The organism is Micromonospora sp. NPDC048040 (assembly GCF_055587185.1).
In genome coordinates, this window is the sequence record NZ_JBVJGT010000011.1 from 40595 (window position 1) to 64526 (window position 23932).

Sequence of the window (23932 nt, forward strand, 5' to 3'; positions counted from 1 at the left end):
GCGCCTGTGGCGTGGGGGTCGGCGTGCAGGCGGGTGCCGGTCCCGCGCGTCAGGCGGGGACGACGACGGCCTCCCGGAGCAGGCGGCGGGCCAGGGTGACCCGGTCGGCGTCGTCGTCGAGGCCCGGCAGGTCGCCGACCCGGGTGGCCTCGCCGGCGAGCAGGGCGCGCACCGCCGGAGCGCACGACGTCGGCAGGGTGATGGTGCGGTCGAAGAGGCACAGCGCCACCCGGTCGCCCTGCGGGGCGAGCTGCCAGCGCAGGCCGGGGCGCGGGGCGAGTCGGGTGTCGGCGTCCAACGCCGCCAGCGCGGCTGCCTGGGCCAGGGGCCGGATCGGCGCCGGCCGGGCGGCCGGCCAGGCGCGCTGGCGCAGCCGGGCGGCCACCGTCGCCGGGTCGGCCCGCAGCAGCCAGTCCCGCAGCGCCTCGACGGTCTCGGTCAGCTCCGGCTCGATCGCGTCCGGGTCGGCCACGTCGGCGCCGAACGGCAGCGTGGCGCGTAGCCGCTGGTCCTCGGCCGCCAGAGCGAGCAGCTCCTCGACCAGGGCGTACCGGGTCAGTGCCCGGACCCCGACGGTCAGGTGCAGCGAGCTGGACTCCTGCGCCTGCGCGCTGTGCAGCCAGCCGCGGGGCAGGTAGAGCGCGTCGCCGGGGCCGAGCACCACGTCGAGCGCGGGCGGCCCGTCGGCGGTGGCGGCGACCTCGTCGGCCCGCCCGCCCCAGGCCTGCTTCTCCAGCGGGTCGGGCAGCACGGGCGGGTGGATCCGCCAGTGCTTGCGGCCGTCGACCTGGAGGACGAAGACGTCATGGGTGTCGTAGTGGGTGGCGAAGCCCTGGTTGCCGGCGGGGGTCAGGTAGGCGTTGACCTGCAGCGGCTGCCCGACCGCGACGCCGAGGTCACGGGCGAAGTCGATCAGCGCCGGCCAGGTGCGGTGCAGGCCCTGCAGCACCAGGGTGGCGCCGTCGGCGTACAGCTCCAGGACCCGCTCGTCGAGGACCTGGTCGCCGATCTCGGCCCCGGCGCCGCCGCCGCCGGTGAAGCGCGCCGCCGAAACGAGTTGGCCGTCCTTGGCGATGCGCAGGAACGGGGTACGCAGGCCGCGCCGGCTGAGCAGCTCGTCGGCGTCGGCGGGGCTGAGCAGGTCGGCGAACCCGGCGGAGTTGGGCAGCTCGTCGGCGCGGGACAGCAGCGGCGTGCGTCCCCAGTGGGCGGCGGCGAACTTCGCCGGCTCGACCGACACGCAGCGGGTCAGCGCGGTCGTGGGTGCGGACGGAACCGCCGGGCGACCGTGGCCGCCCGGCGGGACGATGTGGGTCACGGCGATCCGTCAGGAGGCGCTGCCGTCGGCGCCGCCGTCCTGCTGGCCGGGGTTGGCACCGCCGTCGGCCGGGCCCTCCGCCCCGCCGTCGGCGCCGCCGTCCTGCTGGCCCGGGGTGGCACCACCGTCGGCCGGGCCCTCCGCGCCACGGTCCGCACCCTTGTCCGCGCCACGGTCGGCACCCTTGTCCGCGCTACGGTCCGCACCCTTGTCCGCGCCACGGTCGGCACCCTTGTCGGCACCGCGGTCGGCACTGCCGTCGGCGCCGCCGTCCTGCTGGCCGGGGGTCGCGCCGCCGTCGGCCGGGCCCTCGAGGCCGCCGCCGCCGGTGGTCTGCATGTCGTCGTCGTTGAGTGCCATCGGTGCTCCCTCGGATGTGCCGCCCCGCCGTGCGCCGGGGTCCGTCGTGCAGCGGGTGGTACCCCACGCCCGATCTTCTCTAACCACACCGTAGACGTCCTTTTCAGCTCACACCGGCGGTTCGCCGTGCCGGGTGGGCGGTCAGTTCGGCGGTACGGCAGGACGGGCGAGGCGGCCGTTCACCCGCGGTCGGCGGTGCCGGGCGGCGGGCCGGCACCGGCGGTGTCAGGATGGTCAGGCCGACGAGGAGGTGGCGATGACCGAGGGGCCGGGGCCGCTGGAGCCCGTGACCGAGCAGTGGCAGCGCGCGCTGGCGATCGTGGCGCACCCCGACGACCTGGAGTTCGGCGCCGCCGCCGCGGTCGCGCGCTGGACGGCGCAGGGCAAGCACGTCGTCTACTGCCTGGTCACCAGCGGCGAGGCGGGCATCGACGGGATGCCGCCGGCGCGGGCCCGCCAGGTGCGCGAGCAGGAGCAGCGGGCGTCCGCCGCGCTGGTCGGGGTGGACACGGTGGAGTTCCTCGGCCTGCCCGACGGCATCCTGGAGTACGGCGTGCCGCTGCGCCGCGAGCTGGCCGCGGTGGTGCGCCGGCATCGCCCCGAGATCGTCATCACCAACAACTTCCGCGACACTTGGGACGGGGCGTACGCGCTGAACCAGGCCGACCACATCGCCACCGGGCGGGCGGTGCTGGACGCCGTTCGCGACGCCGGCAACCGCTGGATCTTCCCCGAGCAGCTCGCCGACGGCGTCGAACCGTGGGGCGGGGTGCGCCAGGTGTGGGCGGCCTCCTCCCCGCTCGCCGCCCACGGGGTGGACGTCACCGACACCTTCGACCGGGGAGTCGCCTCGCTGCGGGCGCACGACGCGTACCTGGCCGGGCTGGGCGACGGCAGCTTCGACGCCGAGGAGTTCCTCGAGGGGCTGGGCCGTCCCGCCGGCGCCCGGCTCGGCGTCCGCTACGGCACCGCCTTCGAGGTCTTCCACTTCGACCTCTGGTAGGGCTGCCACGACGATCCTGCTCGGCACCACGGTCGAGGTGAACGACGCCTCGCCGGAACGCGCGAGCGGCCCGCCCCACGCCGGTGGAGCGAGCCCTCGTCGACGCGCCGGTCAGGGAATCATCCGGGCCATGTCCTTGGGCATGGTGTCCTTCACGTCCTGCCACTCGCCCTGGGTCACGTGCCGGCGCAGGGTGTCCAGCACCACCTGCACCACCCGCTCCGGGCCGCCCTCGACGTCGTACGGAAAGCGCTGCCGGACCTCCAACAGGAAGTCGTCCCGGTTCAGCTTGACCGGCACGTCCATCGGCTTCCAGCCGTCGAAGTAGATCCCCCGCACCACCACCGGCAACTGCGCGGCGAACTCCACGCTCTCCTGCACCGGCATCCGGTCGCGCAACAGGTGCAGCACCGTGCGCATCGCGCAGTAGGACTGGTTGCGGTGCTCCTTCGGCCAGCCGTAGGCCTGCTCGATGTCCCTCAACATCTCGTTGGTCTTCTGCATCGAGGACTCGATTGCCGACTGCAACTGCTCAGCCATCTCTCCACCCCCGTACGTCGGTCTCCCACCGTCGGTCGTCGTCGCGTCGCGGCGGCCCCACCGGGCCGCGCGGCTGCCGGGTCGGCCTGACCCGGTCGGCGCGCGGCACCCACCGGGCGTCGCCGGACGACCCGACGACGTGCAGCACGGCGCCGCGTCGTCGATCCGGTACCACCCGAACCGTCATCTCCAGCCACCTCCGTGGTGTCGGTTCCGCGGTCGCGTCGACCGCACGCACCGTCCATGCTGCGCGGCGGCAGGGTGAGCGGGCTTCACCCGGACGGGATGAGACCGGGGCGGCTCAGCCGGCGTCGAGCAGCCCGGCGAGGGTGGCGGCGTTGGTCTGCGCATAGTCGCGGTAGCAGTTGTTGAGGAGGACGTGGGTCCGCTCGGCGGTGTCGGCCAGCTCGCGCAGCTTCGGCGCCCAGTCGCGCAACTCCCGGTCGGAGTAGCGGTAGCCGAACTTCTCGTGGATGTCCTTGCTGGTCCACTTGTCGCTGTGCCCGTGGAAGCGGACCACCGCCAGGTCCGCGGTGGCGGCCAGCACCGGCGGCACCGACGAGCGGTGCCCCTGCGGCATGTCCACGCAGACGTACGCCAGCCGGTGCTGACGCAGGAAGGCGAGCGTCTCGTCGGCGTTGTCGCCGTCGAACCAGGAGGCGTGCCGGAACTCGTAGACCGGGCGCAGCGGGGCGCAGCGCTTCGCCACCTCCAACAGGTACTGCTTGTTGTCCCGGCGGATGGTGAACCAGGGCGGGAACTGGAACAGCAGCGCGCCGAGCCGGCCCGCCTCGACCAGCGGGTCCAGCGCGCTGAGGAACCGCGTCCAGACCTCCTCGTACGCCTGCGGCGGCAGGTCGTCCGGGTAGAGGTTCTTCTTCTCCGTGTCGGGCCGGAGATCCTTGTAGAGGGCGTTGACCCGGGTCGGGTGCCCGGTGAGCATGCTGAACGCCTTGACGTTGAAGGTGAAGCCGGCCGGGGTGCGCTCGGCCCACAGCCGCGCCGTCCGCTCGGCGGGCGGCGAGTAGTAGGTGGCGTCCACCTCGACGAGCGGGAACTGCCGGGCGTAGTACGCCAGCCGCTTCTCCGGGGTGTCGGCGGTCTGCGGATACCAGCCGGAGTCCAGCAGCGTGCGGTCGGTCCAGGAGGCGGTGCCCACCTTGATCTCGCCCATGGGTGGAGTCCACCGCGTCCCGGACCGACCGGCAACCGCTCGCGTCAGGCCGCCCGGCGCTCCCGGTTCTGCTTGCACTGCACGCAGGTGGTGGCGGAGGGGAAGATCTCCAGCCGCTCGACCGGGATGGCCGCGGAGCAGCCCTCGCAGAAGCCGTAGGTGCCCTCCTCCAGCCTGGTGAGGGCGTGCTCGTACTGGGCGCGGCGGTCGAGGATGGTCCGCAGCAGGGACTGCGCGGTGTCCCGTTCGGCCGTCTTGGTGCCGCTGTCGGCCTGGTCGTCGCCGGCGGTGTCGCCGACCTCCACCAGCCGCAGCACCTGGCTCTGCAGCACCGCCTGCTCGTACTCCGCGGACAGCTCGTCGTAGCGGGCCTGCAGGGAGCGCCGGATCTGGTCGATCTCCGCCTGGGATCGGCCCGTACCGACCTTGTCGTGGACGAGCATCGCTGCCTGCCTTTCTGGGCCTCAAAGTCCGTCGGGGCGCCGGTGCGTGCGCCCGGGCCGTCGTCGTCTGCGCGCGGGTGGATCACCCGTGCTCTGTGAGCCGGCCGAATACCCCGGCCCGCCGACGATCAAACCGGCCACTTTTTCCGGACGTCGCGGCGGTCAGGAGGACACCGCGGACTCCACCAGCGCCGGGTGTCGGGGGTCGTCGGCGCGCACCACGACGTCGGCGAACGAGGCCGGGGCCACCTCGTCGGCGTACCGGGCGAAGGCCGGCAGCGTCCACCGCAGCGCCGGGTCGGTGCGCCGGGCCAGGGCCGCCGGGGAGAGCGCCAGGTGGACCGTGACGTCGAAGGGCAGGCCCCCGCCGAGCAGCAGCGCCCCGCTCACCAGCAGGACGCCCCCGGGTGGCAGGTCGACGTACGCGGCGCGGCTGGCCCGGTCGGCGCGGGCGTCCCAGAGCGAGGGCAGCACCCGCCCGGAGCCGTCCGGCCCGGCCGGGTCGAGCACCTCCCGGCGCAGCCCCGCCTCGTCGACCCACCCCTCGTAGTACGCGTCGGGGTTGGTCCGGCCGTACTCGAGGCGGACGGAGGCGGGGCGGAGGAAGTCGTCGGCGCGCACGTGCAGCACGGGCCGGCCGAGCGCGCGCAGCGGGTCGACCAGCGCGGCGGCCAGCGCGTCCGGGCCGGCGGCGGGCGGGCCGTCGACGCCCACGCGCAGCCGCCCGGCGCTCGCGGTGCCGGCGAGCCGCTCGGTCAACTCGGTGACCAGCCGGTCCGGGGTGATGGGACGGATCCGCATCCGACCATCGTGCCCCGTGGGCCGGCGTCCCCACCGGCCGGCAGGCTGCGGGGTGGGGCCGGGAGGGCGCCGCCCGGTCGCGACCGGCGCGACTCGCCCCGCGATCGGGCCACTGCGGGCGCGAGGTCAGCCGCTGCGGTCGATGGTGACGCGGGCGTCGTCGGCCAGCCGGTAGCCGACGCCGTAGACGGTGGTGACCAACGGGACGTCGACGCCGACCTTGCCGCGCAGGCGGCGGACGTGCACGTCGACCGTGCGCACCCCGGCGTGCTCGTAGCCCCACACCGCGTTGAGCAGCTGCAACCGGGTGAACACCCGGCGGGGGTGGGCGACCAGGTGCAGCAGCAGGTCGAACTCCAGCCGGGTCAGCGGCAACGGCTCGCCGTCGCGCAGCACGGAGCGGGACGAGGCGAGGATGTGCAGGGCGGGGATCGTGGGGGCGGCGGCCGGGCGGGCCGGCGACCGGCCGGCCGGCACGGCGTCGGGCCGACGCTCCACGGTGGCGGCCGTGATGGTGCCCTCGCCTCGTTCGAGCATCTCCCGGGCGGCCTCCAGCAGCCGACGGGCGGGTGGGGTCAGCGACTCCTCGCAGGCCAGCGGGATGTTCAGCGTCACCGTGAGCATCGGGGCGGCCGTGTTGGCGGGGCGGCGCTGGCCGCCGGGGGGCCGACCGGGAACAGCGGGCTGGGACGTATGCCATCCGGCGCGCGACGAGGCGGGGCTGACCGACATGGTCCTCCTTGGCTGGTCCGGGTATCTCCCCACGGCCCGGGACGCCGCTTCATCGATGCTTCCCGGCGCCCGTGCGAGGGTCAAGGGGCGGCTACGTTGCATGAATGTGACAATTGACGAACGCATCGGAGCCGAATGCTCGCTCTGCGTACGAAGCCTGATGATTACAGCAGAGCCGCCGGGTTGACCCGATACGGGGGGGTACCCGTCCGGTTCACATCCGTCGAGGTGGCACGCCCCGGCACGGGTGAACCTGGCTCACCTCGGCACCGCATGGCGGTCGGGCACGCTCCCACGGAAGGCGTGACGAAGCGGCGACATGCACGGAGACGCTGCCCAGGTGGTCACGAACCGGCGGCTGCCGTACTGGCGGCGATCAGCGCTGTGGCCGCGCGGCCTCCTCCCGCCCGACCGCCGGCCCCGTTACGCCACGCCCGGCGCCCCCGCGGCGGGCCAGCAGGTCTTCGGCGATGAGCAGCCCGGCCGGGATGAGGCCCAGCAGGAAGCCGCTGGGACCGACGAGCAGTGCGCATCCGGCCGCCCAGCCGGCCACTGTCCAGCCGACGTAAGCCGGCGCGCACTCGCCGCGCCGCCCCAGCCGCGCCAGCAGGAGGCCGAACAGGACCAGCGGGACGACGAAGCCCCCGGGCAGCGCCCAGAACACGGACAGGGACGCGTCACCGCCTTCGCCCGAGCGCAGCCCGCCGGTGAGCCACTCGCTCCAGTACGGGTGGGGCAGGAAGACCACGGTGTGCAGGACGCCGATGGCCGCCATCGACCATCCGGCGCCGATCGTCAATCTTTTCTTGATCATGCCCCTAGCATCCGCCTCCTGCCCGGGGCCGCGCCTCCCCGATGAGGGTGGCCCCCTCCCCCGCAGGAGGGAACGTCCGCACGGGCGCGTGAAAGGGACGTGAATCCGTCTCGATCATTGGTGCGGCATCCGCAGCCCGGCGGAGAAGGCATCCCGCAGGTCGACGTATCCGTTGATCCGCCGTGCGATCGCGGCGTAGTGCGCCCGACGCGGGGCGGGCACCACCGGGTCACTCAGCGCGGCGGTCAGGTCGACGACGCGGGCCCGCGGTCGGTACTCCATCCAGGTCGGCAGCACGGTCACGCCGGTGACCTCCCACCCACGGGACGGGGTGCGAGTGAAGGTGAACTCCGGCACGACCGCGTCCTGAGTGTTTTCCGCCGAACCGTCACCGAACCGGGTGGTCAGGTTTCCCATGCCGTAGGCGACCCATTTTGCGCCGACCTTCTCGAAGGGCTGCACCACGTGCGCATGGTGGCCGACGATCAGGTCGATGTCGGGCGAGGAGAGCAGCCGGCTCGCGAGGTCGACCTGGTCGGCGTTCGGTTCGTTCTGGTACTCGGTGCCCCAGTGCATCGACAGGATGACGATCTCCGCGCCGGCGACGCGGGCCCGCCGCGCTTCGGCGAGGATGGCGTCCGCGTCGATCAGGTTGGCCGCCCAGGGTCGTCCCGGTGGCAGCGGGATGTCGTTGAAGCTCAGGGTGTACGAGAGGTGTCCGATCCTGACGCCGCCCACGTCCATGACATTCGGCCGTTGGCTCTCCGCCGCGCTCCGGGCCGTGCCCGTGTGCCGCAGGCCCACCCGGTCGAGGTTGTCGAGAGTACGGGCGATGCCCTCGACCCCGGTGTCCAGAGAGTGGTTGGAGGCGGTGGAACAGGTGTCGAAGCCCGCCCATGCGGCGGCGTCGGCCAGTGCGGGGGGCACGCTGAAGTTCGGCCAGCCGGTGAACGGGCCGGTGGGCTCGGCCACGGGCGTCTCCATGTGGCAGATGGCCAGATCGGCGGCGCTCACGCGGGTGCGGACCGCGGCGAGCACCTGCGTGAAGTCGTGGCCGTCGCGTCCTGCTCGGCGCGCATCGGCGGCTGCCTGCTCGGTGAGCGCGGGGTGTACGAGCAGGTCACCGGCCGCCACCACGGTGAGGGTGTTTCGGGGTCCGGGGCTGGTGGCGGCGGCGCTGGGCGGTTCGCTTGTCGTCTCCCTCTCCGGCGCGTCGCAGCCGGACGCCAGAGCAGCGATCACCAGTAGCGCCACAGCCGATATTCTTCTCATTCAGCACATAATGCCGATGCTCCGGACAGCGGGTTGGGGAGAGAGGAAAACGTCCTTCCCAGGGAGGAAGGGTCAGATGCCGGCATCGTCCTGGGACGGTCGCGGCGAGCACGGCCGGGCGCCTCCCCGGGGGTGCCAGGCGCCTGCGGCGTCGAGCCGTCGGCGGTCAGGAAACCCAGACGTAGCGACGCTCCGGGCGGCCGGCGGAGCCGTACCGGAGACTGACCTCCGCCCGTCCCGTGTCGGCGAAGTGTTCCAGGTAGCGACGGGCGCTGACCCGGGAGATGCCCACCGCGTTGGCGCACTCGGCGGCGGAGAGCGTCCCGGAGTGCCCCCGCAGGGCGCGCTCCACCAGCTCGGCGGTCTCCGCGCTGAGGCCCCGGGGCAGCGCGGAGGTGGCGATGTGCGCGCCGCTGCGGGACAGCACCCGGTCCACGTCGGTCTGGTCGCTGACCACGGTGGCGCGCAGCGAGTTGCGCCGGGCGGCGTACTGCTCCAGCCGGGTCCGCAGCTCGTCGAAGCCGAACGGCTTGAGCAGGTAGTTGACCGCGCCGTAACGGACGGCCCGACGCACCGCCTCGGCCTCCCGGGCCGCGCTGATCACCAGCACGTCGCAGTCGTGCCGGGCGGCCCGCAGCCGGGTCACCACATCCAGGCCGAACATGTCCGGCAGGTAGAGGTCGAGCAGCACCAGGTCGGGGCGGAACTCGTCGACGGCGGCGACCGCCTCCTCGCCCGTGCTGGCCGTGCCCACCACCCGGAAGCCGTCGATACGCTCGACGAAGCCGCGGTGGATCCGGGCCACCATGAAGTCGTCGTCGACCACCAGTACGTCGATCACCGGCTCGCCTCCACTGCCCCGGTCACCGACATCCGGGCCGTGAACATCGCACCCTCCTCGGTGTTCGTCACCGCCACCTCGCCGCCACGACGGTGGCAGACCAGCCGGGTGAGCGCCAGCCCGATGCCGCGTTCGCCACCGCGCGCCGCCTTGGTGGTGAACCCGTGCGTGAAGACCTCCTGGGCCAGTTGCGGGGCCACCCCCGGGCCGGAGTCACGGACCACGATCTCCACCGAGGAGGCGTCCTGACGTAGCTCGACCTCCACCCAGGCCGGCCCGTCCGGGACGTCACCGCCGTCCGCTCCGGCGCCGTCCGGGCTGCCCGGCGGCACCGGCGTCCGGCTCTCCCGGCCGCCGGCCACGGCCTCCACGGCGTTGTCGACCAGGTTGCCCAGGACCGTCGCGACGTCCGCGGCGACCGCCGGCTCCAACCGGTCCAGGCCGGTCCGCTCGGAGATCCGCAGCTCCACCCGGCGCTCGGCGGCCAGCGCCGACTTCGCCATCAGCAGGGCCGCCACCGCCGTGTCCTGGATCCGGCTGGTGACGGTGAGGTCGAGGGAGGCCCGGTGCCGGCTCAGCGCGTCGACGTACCGGACCACCTCGTCGTGCTCGCCGATCTGGATCAGCCCGGAAATGGTGTGCAGCTGGTTGGCGAACTCGTGGGTCTGGGCGCGCAGCAGCTCGGTGGTGCTGCGGAAGGAACCGATCTCCTGCTCCAGGCGGGCCAGTTCGGTGCGGTCCCGCAGGGTGGTCACCGAACCGAGCCGACGGCCGTCCTTGCTGACCGTCATCCGGTTCATCACCAGCACCCGGCCGGCGCGCACCACCACCTCGTCCCGGGCCTGCGGCTCGTGGTCGGCGCCGGCCAGCACGTCCCGCAGCCGGCCGGAGATCCTCAGCTCGGCGAGGGTCCGGCCGAGGCAGTGCTCGGGCAGGTCGAGCAGCCGCCGGCCGACCGCGTTGACCAGGGTGACTCGCTGCTGCGGGTCCAGCGCGATCACCCCCTCGGCGATGCCGTGCAGCAGCGCCTCCCGGTGCTCGGCCAGGCCGGCGATCTCCCGGGGCTCCAGGCCCAGGGTCTGCCGCTTGATCCGGCGGGCCAGGAGCCAGGAGCCGACGACCCCGAGCAGACTGGCGATGCCCAGGTAGGTGAAGAGGTACGACGAGGCGCCCACCAGGCGCTGGGACCATCCGGGCGACGCCTCCCCGATCATCACCACGCCGAGATGCCGCCCGAGGTTGTCCTTGCGGTCGCCGAGCACCGGCACCTGGGCGACCAGCTCCCGCGAGTCGCCGACCGCCAGCTCGCCGGACCAGCTCCGGCCCCGTGCCACCTCGGGGTCGCCGAGCACGAGCGGGCTCCCCACCAGCGTCGGGTCGGTGGAGCTGACCACCCGGCCCCGGGCGTCGGCCACGGTCACCGAGGTCACCCCGGACTGGGTCAGCGCGTTCTGCACCAGCGGGGCGACGAGCTCCGCCGGCGCCGGCTGGTTGATCCGCTCGCGCAGCAGCCGGTTGCCGGCGAGCTGCTCGCCGAGGGCGGCCACCCGCCGCCCCTCCACCCGGTTGAAGGTGGCGGCGGACTGGGCCAGCGAGACGGCGGCCACCGCCACCAGCACGACCACGATGATCGCGAGCTGGAGCACGAGCAACTGCCCGGCCAACGTACGGCGGGGGGTGACCGTGACCACAAAGACCTCAACTTCCGCTGGTGACAGAACGCAGACGTAGGGTTCGCCCGGGGGCCATCATCTTGCCGCCGGACTCCTTCGAAACGGAAGAGAAACATGATGGCAACTCGGAGAAAACTGCTGGTCATGGGCGTCGCGGCCGCCACGGCGCTGGCGCTGGGCGCCTGCGGTGCCACCGCGGACAAGAACGAGGGCGGGTCCGGCGGCGACGGCGGACCCGCGACCGGACTGCGGATCATGGTGCCGAACACCCCCGGCGGCGGGTACGACACCACCGCTCGCACCGCGGCCAAGGTGATGGAGGACGCCAAGATCGCCACCGGGGTGCAGGTCTTCAACCTGCCGGGCGCGGGCGGCACCGTCGGTCTGCAGCGCATGGTGAACGAGAAGGGCAACGGCAAGCTCGCCATGCAGATGGGGCTGGGCGTGGTCGGTGCCTCGTACACCTCGAAGTCGTCGGCGACGCTCACCCAGACCACCCCGCTGGCCAAGATGATCGAGGAGGCCGGCGCCATCGTGGTGCCGAAGGAGTCGCCGTACAAGACCATCGGCGACCTCGTCGCGGCGTGGAAGGCCAACCCCAAGGGCATCGCGGTCGGCGGCGGCTCGTCCCCCGGCGGCCCGGACCACCTGCTGCCGATGCAGCTCGCCAAGGCCGTCGGCATCGACCCCCGCCAGGTCAACTTCGTCTCGTACGACGGCGGCGGCGAGCTGCTGCCGGCCGTGCTCGGCGGCAAGGTCGCCTTCGGCGCCAGCGGCTTCGGCGAGTTCCTCGACCAGGTCGAGGCCGGTCAGATCCGGGTCCTCGCGGTCACCAGCGCGGCCCCGATCGACGCGCTCAAGGACGTGCCGACGCTGAAGTCGTCCGGCATCGACCTCGTCTTCACCAACTGGCGGGGCATCGTCGCGCCGCCCGGCATCAGCGACGCCGACAAGAAGGTCTGGATCGACGCGCTGACGAAGATGCACGAGTCGGACGAGTGGAAGGCCGAGCTGACCAAGCGGGGCTGGACCGACGCCTTCGTCACCGGCGACCAGTTCGCCGCCTTCCTCACCGAGCAGGACAAGTCGGTGGCGGACCTGCTCGCGCAGCTCGGACTGGCATGACCGGCATGACCACCCGACCGGAGCGGGGCGGCGACCCGCCGTCCCGCCCGGGCGCCGCCGACGGACCGGTCACCGCGCCGGTGCCGGGCCAGCCGACCGGTCCGGACCCGGTCATGTCGGGCGGGACGCCGACGGTTCCCGGCCCGGACGTGGCGCCCGCGCCCGCGGCGGGACGGCCGGGCGCGGCGCGTACGCCGGTCGGGCCGGCGGAGCCCTCGGCCGTGCCGGGCGGCCCCGCCCCGACCGACGCGGAGGTCGGGGCGGAACCGGCGGCGACGCCCCGTCGCGACCGGGCCCAGTACGCCGTCTGCGCCTTCCTCGCCCTCGTCGGCGCGCTGGTCCTCGTCGACGCTGCCCGCACCGGGCACGCGATCAGCACCGCCGACCCGATCGGCCCGAAGCCGGTGCCGATCCTGCTCGGGGTGCTGCTGCTGATCGTCGCCGCGATCTACGCGGTGGACGTGGCCCGTGGCGGCGCCGGGGAGCCGGAGGCCGGCGAGGACGTCGACCTGACCACCCCGATCGACTGGCGGACGGTGCTGCTGCTCATCGGCGCGTTCGGAGTCAACGCGGTGCTCATCGACCGGCTGGGCTGTGTGATCAGCGGGACGCTGCTGTTCTGGGGTTCGGCGTTCGCGCTGGGCAACCGGCACCACGTGCGCAACCTGCTGATCTCCGTCGCGCTGTCGTTGATCACCTTCTACACGTTCGCCATCGGGCTCGGCGTGAACCTGCCCGCGGGCGTGCTGCAAGGGATCCTCTGATGGACAACCTCGGAAACCTGCTCGACGGGTTCGCCAACGTGGTGACCCCGATGAACCTGCTGATCGCGCTGCTCGGGGTCACCATCGGCACCGCCGTCGGCGTGCTGCCCGGGATCGGCCCGGCGATGACGGTGGCGCTGCTGCTGCCGGTCACCTACGGGATGGAGCCCACCCAGGCGTTCATCATGTTCGCCGGCATCTTCTACGGCGGCATGTACGGCGGTTCGACCACCTCGATCCTGTTGAACACCCCGGGCGAGTCGTCCTCGGTGATCACCGCGATCGAGGGCAACAAGATGGCGAAGGCGGGCCGGGCCGCGCAGGCTCTCGCCACCGCCGCGATCGGCTCGTTCGTCGCCGGGACCATCGCCACCCTGCTGCTGGTGGTGGTGACCCCGCCGGTCGTGCAGTTCGCGATCAGCCTCGGCGCGCCCGACTACTTCGCGCTGATGCTGCTGTCGTTCGTGGCGGTCACCGCGGTGCTCGGCGCGTCCCGGGTACGCGGCTTCGCCTCGCTGCTGATCGGCCTGGTCATCGGCACGATCGGGATCGACGCGGTGAGCGGCCAGCAGCGGCTCACCCTGGGCATCCCGCAGCTCGCCGACGGCATCGACGTGGTGGTGGTGGCGGTCGGCATCTTCGCCGTCGGCGAGGCGCTCTGGATCGCCGCGCACCTGCGCCGCCGCGCCGCCGAGGTGATCCCGGTCGGGCGGCCGTGGATGGGGAAGCAGGACTGGAAACGGTCCTGGAAGCCGTGGCTGCGCGGCACCGCGTACGGGTTCCCGTTCGGCGCGCTGCCGGCCGGCGGGGCGGAGATCCCGACGTTCCTGTCGTACGCCACCGAGAAGAAGCTGACGAGGCACCCGGAGGAGTTCGGCCGGGGGGCGATCGAGGGCGTCGCCGGGCCGGAGGCGGCCAACAACGCCTCCGCGGCCGGCACGCTGGTGCCGATGCTGGCCATCGGCCTGCCCACCAACGCCACCGCCGCGGTGATGCTGGCCGCCTTCCAGCAGTACGGCATCCAGCCGGGCCCGCTGCTCTTCGAGCGGGAGTCGGGCCTGGTGTGGACGTTGATCGCCAGCCTCTTCGTGGGCAACCTGCTGCTGCTGGTGCTCAACCTGCCGCTCGCGCCCGCCTGGGCGCGGCTGCTGCGGATCCCCCGCCCGTACCTCTACGCCGGGATCCTCTTCTTCGCCTCGATGGGCGCCTACGCCGTCAACGCCCAGCCGTTCGACCTGTTCCTGCTGCTCACCCTCGGCCTGCTCGGCTTCGGCATGCGTCGCTTCGGGCTGCCGATCCTGCCGCTGATCGTCGGGGTGATCCTCGGCCCGCGCGCCGAGTTGCAGGGCCGGCGGGCGTTGCAGCTCTCCGGCGGCGAGCTGCACGGCCTCGTCGGCGGCTGGGTGTCCTGGACGATCTACGCCGTGGTCCTGGTGGTGCTGCTCTGGCCGGTGCTCGGCCGCTTCGTCGTTCGACCTGTTCGGGAAAGGCTGGTGGTCCGATGACGGTGCTGGTGGGGTACGTCCCCTCGGCCCTGGGTGAGGCGGCCCTGCGGGCCGCCGTGGAACAGGCCCGGTTCCGCGACGAGCCGGTGCTGGTGGTGAACACGTCGCGCGGCGACGCCTACGTCGACCCGCGCTTCGCCCAGGAGGACGACCTGGCCCGGGTGGTGCGGGAGTTGACCGCCGAGGGGGTGCCGCACACTGTCCGGCAGCTCATGCGCGGGCGGGACGCGGCCGAGGAGATCGCGGAGATCGTCGACACGGAGGAGATCTCGCTGGTGGTGATCGGCATCCGGCACCGCACCCCGGTGGGCAAGCTGATCATGGGTTCGACCGCACAGGAGATCCTGCTGCGGGTGCCCTGCCCGGTGCTCGCGGTGAAGGCCGACTGAGTGGAGTGCCCACCACCGTTCACGGGGACCCCGGGCTGACCGGGGTCCCCGTGCGTACCCAGACGGTTCTGCTGCTCGCCCACACCGTCGCGGTGCAGGCGGTCACCTTCATGCTGCGCCCGGCGTCCGCGTACCAGGCGCTGGACCTGGACGTGCCGGCGGCCTGGCTCGGCGTGCTCGGGGCCAGCTTCGCCGTCGTGCCGCTGGTGCTCGCGGTCCCCTCCGGCCACGCGGTCGACCGGTTCGGCGAACGCCGGATCGTGCTGGCCGGCTCGGGTCTGCTCGCCGCCGCCGGCGCCTGCTTCGTGCTGTTCGCCGACTCGGTCGCCGGCCTGGTCGTGGCCAGCATGGTCCTCGGCACCGGCCACCTCTTCGCGGTGGTCGGCCAGCAGGCGCTGGTCGCCAACCGCACCGCGGCGGACCGGTACGACACGGCGTTCGGCTACTACACCTTCGCCGCCTCGCTCGGCCAGGCGTTCGGTCCCGGCCTCATCGTGGCCTTCGGCGGTGACCGCCCGATCCCGGACACCGGGGCGATCTTCCTCGGCGCCACCGCGCTCGCCCTGCCCCTGCTGGTCGTCGCCGCGTTCCTCCGCCCGTCGGCGCATCACCGGCAGGCGGCGGGGCCGGCCGCCGGCGGGTTGGGCGACCTGCTCCGGCAGCCGGGACTGGTGCGTGCCCTCGCGGTCAGTTGCGTCGTCCTGGCGGCGGTCGACATCACCCTGGTCTACCTGCCCGCCCTCGGCGCCGAGCGGGGCATCGCCGCCGGCACCATCGGCGTGCTGCTGGGGTTACGGGCGGTCGCGTCGATGGCCTCGCGGCTGATGCTCGGCCGGCTGGTCGCCGCCGTCGGTCGGCGCCGGCTGCTCGTCGGCACCGTCGCGATCTCCGCCGCCGGTCTCGGTCTGCTGCTGCCGCCCCTGCCGCTGTGGGCGATGGCCGGGGTGGTCACGGTCTCGGGGTTGGGCCTGGGCGCTGGGCAACCGCTGACCATGTCGTTCCTGGCCGAGGCCGCGCCGCCCGGGCTGCGCGGCCGGGCGATGTCCCTGCGCCTCACCGGCAACCGGCTCGGGCAGGTGCTCATCCCGAGCGCCGCCGGTGCGCTCGCCGCCGGCGCCGGGGCGGCGGGCGTGCTCGCCTGCACCGCCGCCGGCCTGGCCGGCGCGGCCGTCGCCGCGACCGGCCTGCCCCGGCCGCCCCCGGCAACCTGAGCGCGGCCCTCGCTCGCCGGATGGGGAACTGGACCTGACGTGGACACCTGGACGACCACCGCCGGCGCGAACGCCAGCGCACCCACTCGGTCGCCTCCAAGATCACGAACACGTAAACGTCCTTCCCGGACACATCGACGGTGGTTACAGTCTCCGCCGTGAGGATTCCCTGGACTCCACGCGCGTTGCCGGCGGCGGCAGCTGATGTTGCCGCCACGTCGGCCGCCCGCGCATGTCACCGCTGAACGCGACCCTTCGACGACGTGGCGTCATCGCGCATGCCCACGTACGCGAGGTTCGCCGGGCGGAGGCAGACAGCGCCAGACCGGCGCCGTGGTGGGCGCCTCACACTCCCCCATTGCCCGTCCCTGCATCCGAGAGGCACCCATGCTCAGCAACACCCCCCTGCGGCGCCGCACCCTGTTGGCCGCCGCGGCCGGCGCCGCATTCGCGCCCATCGTCGCCGGCCAGGCCCGGGCCGCGATCCCCCGCGTCTACCTCGACCCGGGGCACGGCGGCACCGACCCCGGCGCGGTCGGGAACGGCCTGCAGGAGAAGGCACTCACCCTCGACATCGCCCTGCAGCTGCGCAGCATCCTGCTGGCCAACTGGAGCGTCGACGTGCGGATGTCACGGACGACCGACGTCACCCGCAGCCTCACCTACCGCACCGACGACGCCAACGCATGGGGCGCCGACCTGTTCGTGAGCGTCCACATCAACTCGGGCGGCGGCACCGGCTTCGAAAGCTACCGGTACCCGACGGCGGACTCGGCTACGGTCAACCTGCACAACGCACTGCACTCGAGGGTCCTCTCGGGCATGCGGACGATCGGTGGGGTCGCCGACCGGGGCCAGCGGACGGCCAACTTCCACGTACTCCGCGAGACCACCATGCCGGCGGTCCTCACCGAGAACCTGTTCATCGACACCGTCGCCGACGCGAACCTGCTCAAGCGGGCCGACTTCATCACCGCCACCGCCCACGGGCACGCCCAGGGCATCGCGCAGTACCTGGGGCTCGGCAGCACTCCCCCACCCGCATACAGCACCATCGTGGACAACGCCACCGCGGGTCGCTTCACCGCGAGCACCAACTGGGGCACGTCGACCTACTCGGCACAGCGGTACGGAGCCGACTACCGGTTCGCCAACCCGGTGGCCGCGAGCGACGCGGCATGGTTCAAGGTCAGCATTCCGCAGTCCGGCAACTACCGCGTCGAGGTGCGGCACCCGGCGGACCCCGGCTACAACAGCGCGACGCCGTACGTGATCGTCACCGCGGCGGGAAACCAGACGGTGCACGTGGACCAGCGCGCCAACGGCGGCGTCTGGCGTTCGATCGGCACCTTCAACCTCGCTGCCGGCGACCGCAACCTGGTCGGGGTGAGCCGTTGGAGCAGCGCCGGCGGATACGTGATCGCCGACGCGGTACGGGTCACCCGGGTCTGAGGCGCCGGCCTCAGCGTCGAGTGGGAGGGCGCGGCCCGTGCCTGGTCACGCTCCGCGCCCTCCCTGGCAGAGTGACGACGCGGCCGACGGCAGGTGGTCACGCGGGCTGCCGTCGGTGCTCGTCGTCGGTCACGTGGTTGAGCTGCGTGACCCGGTGGCCGGATTGACGACGGTGCTGCGGCGCGGCGTGCGCTGCCATGGCGGCTGCCCGCTCAAGGTGGCGCGGTTCGTCAGGGATTGAGGAGGACCTTGACGGCCCGTCGCTCGTCCATGGCCTTGTAGCCCTCGGCGGCCTGCTCAAGGGGAAGACTGAGGTCGAAGACCTTGCCAGGGTCGATCTGCCGGTTCCAGATCAGGTCGATCAGGTCTGGCAGGAAACGGCGCACCGGTGCCGGACCGCCGTGCAGGTGTACGTGCGAGAAGAACAGCTCCTCGCCGGGCAGTTGGACATCGTGGGCCACCCCGACGTAGCCGACGTGGCCGCCGGGACGGGTCGAGCGGATGGACGTCATCATCGACTCCTGGGTGCCGACCGCCTCGATCACCGAGTGCGCCCCGACGCCGTCGGTGAGGTCCTTGATGCGTGCGACACCGTCATCGCCGCGCTCGGTGACGATGTCGGTGGCACCGTAGTGGATCGCCAGTTCCTGACGGGGCTCGTACCTGCTCATCGCGATGATGCGTTCCGCGCCGAGCTGCTTCGCCGCCAGAACGGCGAGAAGACCGACCGCACCGTCACCGACCACCGCGACGGTCTTGCCCGGGCCGACCTCGGCGGCCACGGCGCCGAACCAGCCCGTGCCGAGCACGTCGGAGGCAGCGAGCAGATCCGGGATCAGGTCGTCCGAGGGAGTGTCGGGTGCGGCGACCAGGGTGCCGTCGGCCAGAGGGACACGCAGGTACTGGGCCTGGGCGCCGAGTCCGCCCACCGGTTCCCGCTGGATGCACGAGGTCTGGTAGCCAGCCCGGCAGATCAGGCAGGTGTTGTCGGAGGCGAAGAACGAGCCGATGACGAACTGGCCCGGCCTGATGTTCTCGACCTCGCTGCCGACCTCCTGGACGACGCCGACGTACTCGTGGCCCATCGGGGACGGCCCCCTGACCGCTTCGACGCCCCGATACGGCCACAGGTCCGAACCGCAGATACAGGTCGCGGACAGGCGAATGATCGCGTCGGTCGGAAGCAGGATCCGGGGATCCTCCCGCGTTTCCACGCGGACGTCGCCAGGGGCATGCATGACCACACCACGCACAGGTTCTTCCTTTCCGAAGGACCGGACGCGATCCGGTCTGTTACGCTCCCCCGCCTACCCGAGTAGGCCGTGATGATGCCGCCATCCGGGCGTGCTACCCGCCTGGGGACCACGACAGTCGCTCCCACCGGGCGCGGCGGCGCGCTCCTCGCCATCCAGCGAAGCCCGGCAGCGCCCGCTCAGGGAGCTTCTCCTGGAAGGTGTACTGACAGGGCACCCCATTGGCCAACCGTGACACGTACGGTCGAGACGTGGACAACCGCACGGAGGTCCGCGAGTTCCTCGTCTCGCGGCGCGCCAAGATCAGCCCGGAGCAGGTCGGCCTGCCCGCCGGCACCAAGCGGCGGGTCCCGGGACTACGCCGCAGCGAAGTCGCGTCGCTCGCCGGCGTGAGCATCGAGTACTACTCGAAACTCGAACGAGGCACCATCGCCGGAGTGTCGCCTGGTGTGCTGAACGCCATCGCACGGGCGCTCCAACTCGACGACGCAGAGCGGGCGCACCTGTTCGACCTCGCCCGAGCCGCGGAGGGCAGCGGCGCCCTCATGCGGCCCCGGCGCCGCACCGCGCGGCAGTGGTCGGTGCGTCCCAGCCTGCAATGGACCCTCGACGCGGTGACCCAAGGCCCCGCGTTCGTGCGCAACGGCCGCATGGACCTGCTCGCCGCGAACCGGCTCGCCCGCGCGTTCTACGCCGACGTGTACGCCGATCCGCAGCGCCCCGCCAACATCGCGCGGTTCACCTTCCTGGACGAGAAGGCGCACCGCTTCTACCCGGAATGGGACCTCGCCGCCGACGTCTGCGTCGCCATCCTCCGTACGGAAGCGGGCCGCGACCCCCACGACAAGGACCTCCACGACCTCGTGGGTGAGCTCTCCACCCGCAGCGGCGAGTTCCGCGAACGCTGGGGAGCCCACAACGTGAGGCACCACGGCACCGGCGCCAAAACGTTCCGCCACCACATCGTCGGCGACCTGACCCTCGCCTACGAAGGGCTGGAGATGGCCGCGGAGCCCGGCCTCACCCTCACGATCTACACCGCCGAGCCCGGCTCCCCATCCGAGGACGCGCTACGCCTGCTCGCCTCCTGGGCCGCCTCCCAGGAAGCGGACGCCGACGCACAGGCCGCTTTCACGGAGTGACGCAGCGGCCGACCTGACCGCCCCCCACGGCCGTGATGACCGGGCACCCCACGGTCGGATGAGCGGACGTGGCATCCGAGCACCGGACCCGCCGCGAACGCGGAAGAGGCGCATCTTTCGGTCGAGGGGGCGCCCCACCTGATCGACCTGACCCGGCCGAACATCACCACACCCCCGTCCCGCCGTCCGCTCAGTGGGCTTTCTCGGGGCTTTCAAGCGCTCGTGATTGCCTGGCTCACGCGGACCGTCAGCGGCCAACGGAACACGCTCCCCAGCAGTCTCGGAGGAATCAGATGGCAATCGTCACGACAGGCAGACGGTGGCGTGCGGCGTGCGCCGCGCTGCTCATCGTGGGCGTGCTCGCCGGCTGCGGCAGCGGCCCTCGTGGCGGGGACCAGTCCGGTCGAACGCCGCAGGGGGTGGCCACCAGCGCCGCCACCAGCACGCCGTCAGGACGTCCCGATCTCGACGGCGGCGAGGAGATGGCGCGGGGCATCGACGTTCCGTGGGGCCTGGCGTTCCTGCCCGACGGCGACGCCGTGGTCACGGAGCGGAACACGGGCCGGGTGCTGCGGTTGAGCTTGGGCGGTGGAAACCCCCGGCAGATGTACGAGGTGCCGGGTGTGGCGGCGGGCGGTGAGGGCGGACTGCTCGGCCTCGCGGTGTCACCGACGTTTGCCGACGACAACCGGATCTACGCCTACTTCACGGCGGAGCAGGACAATCGGATCATCCGGTTCCGGCTCGACGGCGGACGCCCCGAAGTGATCTTCGACGGCATCGCCAGGGCCAGTTACCACAACGGCGGGCGGATCGCGTTCGGCCCGGACGGCATGCTCTACGTCGGCACCGGGGACGCCGGTGACACGCTGCGGTCGCAGGACCCGGCGAGCCCCAACGGCAAGATCCTGCGGCTGACCCCCGACGGGGCGCCCACCCCCGGAAATCCGAGCGCGGGTTCCCCCGTCTACAGCCTCGGACACCGCAACGTGCAGGGCCTGGCCTGGGACTCGGCTGGACGGCTCTTCGCCACCGAGTTCGGGCAGAACGAACTGGACGAGGTCGACCGCATCGAGCCGGGACGCAACTACGGCTGGCCCCGGGTCGAAGGAACCGGTGACACGGACGGTGGGCGGTACACCAACCCACTCGTCACCTGGACCGTCCGCGAGGCCTCGCCGTCGGGCATGGCCATCGCCGCCGATGTCGCATACGTGGCGGCGCTGCGAGGCGAACGGCTGTGGACCATCCCCCTCGACGGCGGCACCGCCGGCGAGCCGTCGGCGCGACTGGAGCAACGCTACGGCCGCCTGCGGACCGCGCAGGTCGCACCCGACGGAGCGTTGTGGCTGACCACCTCCAACACCGACGGCCGCGGTGACGTACGCGACGGTGACGATCGAATCCTGCGCTTCCCCGCCCGATAGCCACGAGGCGTGGAACCTCGCGGACCTCGATGCGATTGTCCACGTTCCGACGCACCTCTGCGGCTCGCCGTGGGGTGCCCTGCCAGTACACCTTCCATCAGAGACTCCCCAGCAGGTCACAGACGAGGTTTCCTGGATGGCGAGAACGCGCCGAGCAGCGGGCCGCCGCCTGAGCCCACATAATGCGGCACCAGCGCCATCCCGCGCGACGGCGGCACCCCGACGCCCTGCTCGGGCGGGTGCCCGTAAGCGCAACCGGCCGCGCCGCGACCAAGCCTCGTCACGAAGAACAGGAGCAACCATCATGCGTGTTCACGCCTACGCAGCACCCAGCCCGTCCGAGCCGCTGGCCCCCACGATCATCGAGCGGCGTGACGTCGGTCCCAACGACGTGCTCATCGAGATCACGTACGCGGGCATCTGCCACTCCGACATCCACACCGTTCGCGGTGACTGGGGACCCCAGCCCTACCCGCTGGTGCCCGGCCACGAGATCGTCGGCGTCGTCACCGAGGTGGGCCCCGAGGTCACCCGGCACCAGGTCGGGGACCGGGTCGGGGTCGGCTGCATGGTGAACGCCTGCCGGGACTGCGTGAACTGCCGCACCGGCGACGAGCAGTACTGCGTCAACGGCATGGTGCCCACCTACGGCGGAGTCGACCGGGACGGCACCGTCACCCAGGGCGGCTACGCCACCCACGTCGTGGTCGATGCCGATTTTGTCCTGTCGGTGCCCGAGGGAATCGACTTCGCGGCCGCCGCGCCGCTGCTGTGTGCGGGCATCACCACCTACTCGCCGCTGCGCCGTTGGGGCGCCGGCCCGGGCAAGAAGGTCGCCATCGTCGGCCTCGGCGGGCTGGGGCACCTGGCAGTCAAGATCGCCCACGCCCTGGGTGCCGAGGTGACCGTGCTGTCCCAGTCGCTGAAGAAGCAGGAGGACGGACTCCGCTTGGGCGCCGACCACTACCACGCCACGAGCGACCCGGACACCTTCCAGCAGCTCGCCGGCCGGTTCGATCTGATCATCAACACGGTCAGCGCCCCCATCGACGTCGACGCCTACCTGAACCTGCTCGCCGTCGACGGCACCCTCGTCAACGTCGGCGCCCCCGCCGAGCCGCTGACCCTCAACGTCTTCTCCCTCATCGGCGCTCGACGCTCCTACGCCGGCTCGATGATCGGCGGCATCCGCGAGACCCAGGAGATGCTCGACTTCTGCGCCGAACACCGCATCGGCGCCGACGTCGAACTCATCTCCGCCGACAAGATCAACGACGCCTACGAACGCGTCCTCGCCTCCGACGTCCGCTACCGGTTCGTCATCGACACCGCCACCCTCGGCTGACTGTGAGGCTGGCCTGGTCGGTCCGCAGGTGATGGGCTGATGTCGGCAGCAGTGGGCGTGACTCTTCGTCTGACTGGCTTCGTGCCTTTGCGCGGACTTGTCCGTCTGCTGCTGCCGGCGCCGGCCCGGCGGGAGACGTTTGGCCTGATCAGGAGCTTGACCGCCAGTTAGCGGCTGGCGTGTCTCATCACAGTCCTGCCATCTCCGCACCGGACCGGACCCTTGCGTCCCCACGGTGAGGAGAGAACGCATGTCCATGCTGGCAGATCTGGTCGAGGTCGTCATCGGCGTCGACACGCACAAAGACACGCACACCGCCGCGGTGCTCGACGCCCGCACCGGTGGGGTCCTGGGCAGGGCCACGGTGCGCACCGACCCGGACGGCTACGCCGAGTTGATGGCCCTGGCCGACCGGCACTCGGGGCTGCGGGCGTGGGCGCTGGAGGGCTCCGGCGGCTACGGCGCGGGCCTGGCCCGGCACCTGGCCGATAGTGGTGAGCTGGTCGTCGAGTTGGACCGTCCGCAGCGTCCCGCCCGCCGCGGCGGGGCGAAGTCCGACCCGATCGACGCCGAACGCGCCGCCCGCGACGCCCTGGCCCGCACCCGCCTGGCGCAACCCAAGACCGGCCCCGACAGGGCCGCACTGCAGGCACGGCTGACCGCCCGTCGGGCCGCCGTGGAGGCCAGCGCCACCGCTCAGCGGCAGCTGCACGCCCTGGTGATCACCGCCCCCGAGGCGGTGCGGGCCCGATTCCGCGGCCAGAACACCCGGGCCATGCTCACCACCGCCACCCGACTGCGCCCCACCACCAACGCCGACGTCGAGGTGTTCACCTGCCTGAGCGTGCTGCGCGACCTCGCCCGCCGCGTCCGCTTCCTCGAAGCCGAAGCCACCGAACACGAGAAGGCGATCCGAACGATCGTGCGCTCCTGGCGACCGGACCTGCTCGACCTCACCGGCGTCGGACCGATCGTCGCGGCCACCGTGCTCACCGCCTGGTCACACCCCGGCCGCTGCCGCAACGACGCCGCGTTCGCCATGCTCGCCGGCGCCGCCCCCATCCCCGCGTCCTCCGGCAAGACCGTCCGCTACCGCCTCAACCGCTCAGGAGACCGCCAACTCAACCGCGCCCTGCACACCATCGTCCTGACCCGCCTCCAACACGACGAACGCACCCGCGCCTACGCCGACCGCCGCCGCGCCCAAGGCAAAACCGACCGGGAGATCAAACGCTGCCTCAAACGTTACGTCGCCCGAGACCTCTACCGACGCCTCGAAAACCCACCCCAGCCACTTGACGCGGCATAGGAGCGTCCCGAGGTTCCCTGACCGGCTCCGAGGACAACG

At 72.5% G+C, this 23932-nt stretch carries 24 protein-coding genes; 12 read left to right on the forward strand and 12 right to left on the reverse strand.

The genetic code is table 11. The annotated features are described in order from the left end of the window. Positions 1-49: 49 nt before the first annotated feature. Positions 50-1318 (reverse strand): cupin domain-containing protein, encoded by a 1269-nt coding sequence (locus ACZ6O2_RS14115; protein ID WP_466023093.1) that lies wholly within the window; start codon positions 1316-1318, stop codon positions 50-52. Between the two features lie 9 nt (positions 1319-1327). Continuing rightward, positions 1328-1678 (reverse strand): hypothetical protein, encoded by a 351-nt coding sequence (locus tag ACZ6O2_RS14120; protein WP_466023094.1) that lies wholly within the window; start codon positions 1676-1678, stop codon positions 1328-1330. A 256-nt stretch (positions 1679-1934) separates the two neighbouring features. On the opposite strand from ACZ6O2_RS14120, the gene ACZ6O2_RS14125 reads away from it, so the two are divergent. Beyond that, positions 1935-2681 carry a PIG-L deacetylase family protein gene (locus tag ACZ6O2_RS14125; RefSeq protein ID WP_466023095.1) on the forward strand — a complete coding sequence of 249 codons (747 nt, stop codon included), beginning with the start codon at positions 1935-1937 and terminating at the stop codon, positions 2679-2681. A 111-nt stretch (positions 2682-2792) separates the two neighbouring features. On the opposite strand, the gene ACZ6O2_RS14130 is transcribed toward ACZ6O2_RS14125, so the two are convergent. The 9 genes from ACZ6O2_RS14130 to ACZ6O2_RS14170 form a co-directional block, all read right to left on the reverse strand. After that, positions 2793-3221 (reverse strand): DUF2267 domain-containing protein, encoded by a 429-nt coding sequence (locus tag ACZ6O2_RS14130; protein WP_350704411.1) that lies wholly within the window; start codon positions 3219-3221, stop codon positions 2793-2795. Positions 3222-3522: 301 nt separating this feature from the next. Continuing rightward, on the reverse strand, positions 3523-4395 hold the full coding sequence (locus ACZ6O2_RS14135; RefSeq protein ID WP_466023096.1) for a DUF72 domain-containing protein: 873 nt from the start codon (positions 4393-4395) through the stop codon (positions 3523-3525). Positions 4396-4439: 44 nt separating this feature from the next. Next, complete coding sequence (locus ACZ6O2_RS14140) at positions 4440-4838, reverse strand: TraR/DksA family transcriptional regulator (RefSeq protein WP_350704414.1); 399 nt, start codon at positions 4836-4838, stop codon at positions 4440-4442. A 162-nt stretch (positions 4839-5000) separates the two neighbouring features. Next, positions 5001-5639: a nucleoside/nucleotide kinase family protein gene (locus ACZ6O2_RS14145; RefSeq protein WP_466023097.1), complete on the reverse strand. Its 639-nt coding sequence runs from the start codon at positions 5637-5639 to the stop codon at positions 5001-5003. Between the two features lie 126 nt (positions 5640-5765). Continuing rightward, on the reverse strand, positions 5766-6371 hold the full coding sequence (locus ACZ6O2_RS14150) for a winged helix-turn-helix domain-containing protein (RefSeq protein ID WP_350704418.1): 606 nt from the start codon (positions 6369-6371) through the stop codon (positions 5766-5768). 376 nt (positions 6372-6747) lie between these two features. Beyond that, positions 6748-7185: a DUF6463 family protein gene (locus ACZ6O2_RS14155; RefSeq protein WP_466023098.1), complete on the reverse strand. Its 438-nt coding sequence runs from the start codon at positions 7183-7185 to the stop codon at positions 6748-6750. Between the two features lie 114 nt (positions 7186-7299). Beyond that, on the reverse strand, positions 7300-8439 hold the full coding sequence (locus tag ACZ6O2_RS14160) for a CapA family protein (protein WP_466023099.1): 1140 nt from the start codon (positions 8437-8439) through the stop codon (positions 7300-7302). Positions 8440-8623: 184 nt separating this feature from the next. Further along, a complete protein-coding gene (locus ACZ6O2_RS14165; protein WP_350704423.1) occupies positions 8624-9298 on the reverse strand; it encodes a response regulator in 675 nt (224 codons plus the stop codon). Next, positions 9295-10989 (reverse strand): sensor histidine kinase, encoded by a 1695-nt coding sequence (locus tag ACZ6O2_RS14170; protein WP_350704425.1) that lies wholly within the window; start codon positions 10987-10989, stop codon positions 9295-9297. Before ACZ6O2_RS14170 ends, ACZ6O2_RS14165 begins: the two co-directional genes overlap by 4 nt. 99 nt (positions 10990-11088) lie before the next feature. Here ACZ6O2_RS14170 and ACZ6O2_RS14175 point away from each other — a divergent pair, with 99 nt between their 5' ends. The 7 genes from ACZ6O2_RS14175 (at position 11089) to ACZ6O2_RS14205 (ending at position 17658) form a co-directional block, all read left to right on the forward strand. Beyond that, positions 11089-12096, forward strand: coding sequence for a Bug family tripartite tricarboxylate transporter substrate binding protein (locus ACZ6O2_RS14175; RefSeq protein ID WP_466023100.1), 1008 nt, complete (start codon positions 11089-11091; stop codon positions 12094-12096). 5 nt (positions 12097-12101) lie between these two features. Next, positions 12102-12860, forward strand: a complete 759-nt coding sequence (locus ACZ6O2_RS14180) for a tripartite tricarboxylate transporter TctB family protein (RefSeq protein WP_466023101.1) — start codon at positions 12102-12104, stop codon at positions 12858-12860. Then, positions 12860-14365 carry a tripartite tricarboxylate transporter permease gene (locus ACZ6O2_RS14185; RefSeq protein ID WP_350704431.1) on the forward strand — a complete coding sequence of 502 codons (1506 nt, stop codon included), beginning with the start codon at positions 12860-12862 and terminating at the stop codon, positions 14363-14365. The genes ACZ6O2_RS14180 and ACZ6O2_RS14185 overlap by 1 nt, the downstream gene beginning before the upstream one ends. After that, positions 14362-14754: a universal stress protein gene (locus ACZ6O2_RS14190; protein WP_350704433.1), complete on the forward strand. Its 393-nt coding sequence runs from the start codon at positions 14362-14364 to the stop codon at positions 14752-14754. Before ACZ6O2_RS14185 ends, ACZ6O2_RS14190 begins: the two co-directional genes overlap by 4 nt. Before the next feature lie 50 nt (positions 14755-14804). Further along, positions 14805-15965, forward strand: coding sequence for an MFS transporter (locus ACZ6O2_RS14195; protein ID WP_466023102.1), 1161 nt, complete (start codon positions 14805-14807; stop codon positions 15963-15965). Positions 15966-16352: 387 nt separating this feature from the next. Continuing rightward, positions 16353-17417 carry a golvesin C-terminal-like domain-containing protein gene (locus tag ACZ6O2_RS14200; RefSeq protein ID WP_466023103.1) on the forward strand — a complete coding sequence of 355 codons (1065 nt, stop codon included), beginning with the start codon at positions 16353-16355 and terminating at the stop codon, positions 17415-17417. A gap of 115 nt (positions 17418-17532) precedes the next feature. After that, positions 17533-17658, forward strand: a complete 126-nt coding sequence (locus ACZ6O2_RS14205) for a hypothetical protein (RefSeq protein ID WP_350704438.1) — start codon at positions 17533-17535, stop codon at positions 17656-17658. Here the strand turns inward: ACZ6O2_RS14205 and ACZ6O2_RS14210 are convergent. After that, complete coding sequence (locus ACZ6O2_RS14210) at positions 17648-18655, reverse strand: zinc-dependent alcohol dehydrogenase family protein (RefSeq protein ID WP_466023104.1); 1008 nt, start codon at positions 18653-18655, stop codon at positions 17648-17650. The two genes, ACZ6O2_RS14205 and ACZ6O2_RS14210, sit on opposite strands and share 11 nt — an antisense overlap. A 266-nt stretch (positions 18656-18921) precedes the next feature. Here ACZ6O2_RS14210 and ACZ6O2_RS14215 point away from each other — a divergent pair, with 266 nt between their 5' ends. The 4 genes from ACZ6O2_RS14215 (at position 18922) to ACZ6O2_RS14230 (ending at position 23893) form a co-directional block, all read left to right on the forward strand. After that, complete coding sequence (locus ACZ6O2_RS14215; protein ID WP_466023105.1) at positions 18922-19812, forward strand: helix-turn-helix transcriptional regulator; 891 nt, start codon at positions 18922-18924, stop codon at positions 19810-19812. Between the two features lie 293 nt (positions 19813-20105). After that, positions 20106-21239, forward strand: coding sequence for a PQQ-dependent sugar dehydrogenase (locus tag ACZ6O2_RS14220; protein WP_466023106.1), 1134 nt, complete (start codon positions 20106-20108; stop codon positions 21237-21239). Between the two features lie 304 nt (positions 21240-21543). Further along, positions 21544-22584 carry an NAD(P)-dependent alcohol dehydrogenase gene (locus ACZ6O2_RS14225; RefSeq protein WP_466023107.1) on the forward strand — a complete coding sequence of 347 codons (1041 nt, stop codon included), beginning with the start codon at positions 21544-21546 and terminating at the stop codon, positions 22582-22584. Positions 22585-22834: 250 nt separating this feature from the next. Further along, positions 22835-23893, forward strand: coding sequence for an IS110 family RNA-guided transposase (locus ACZ6O2_RS14230; RefSeq protein WP_466023108.1), 1059 nt, complete (start codon positions 22835-22837; stop codon positions 23891-23893). Positions 23894-23932: the final 39 nt, after the last annotated feature.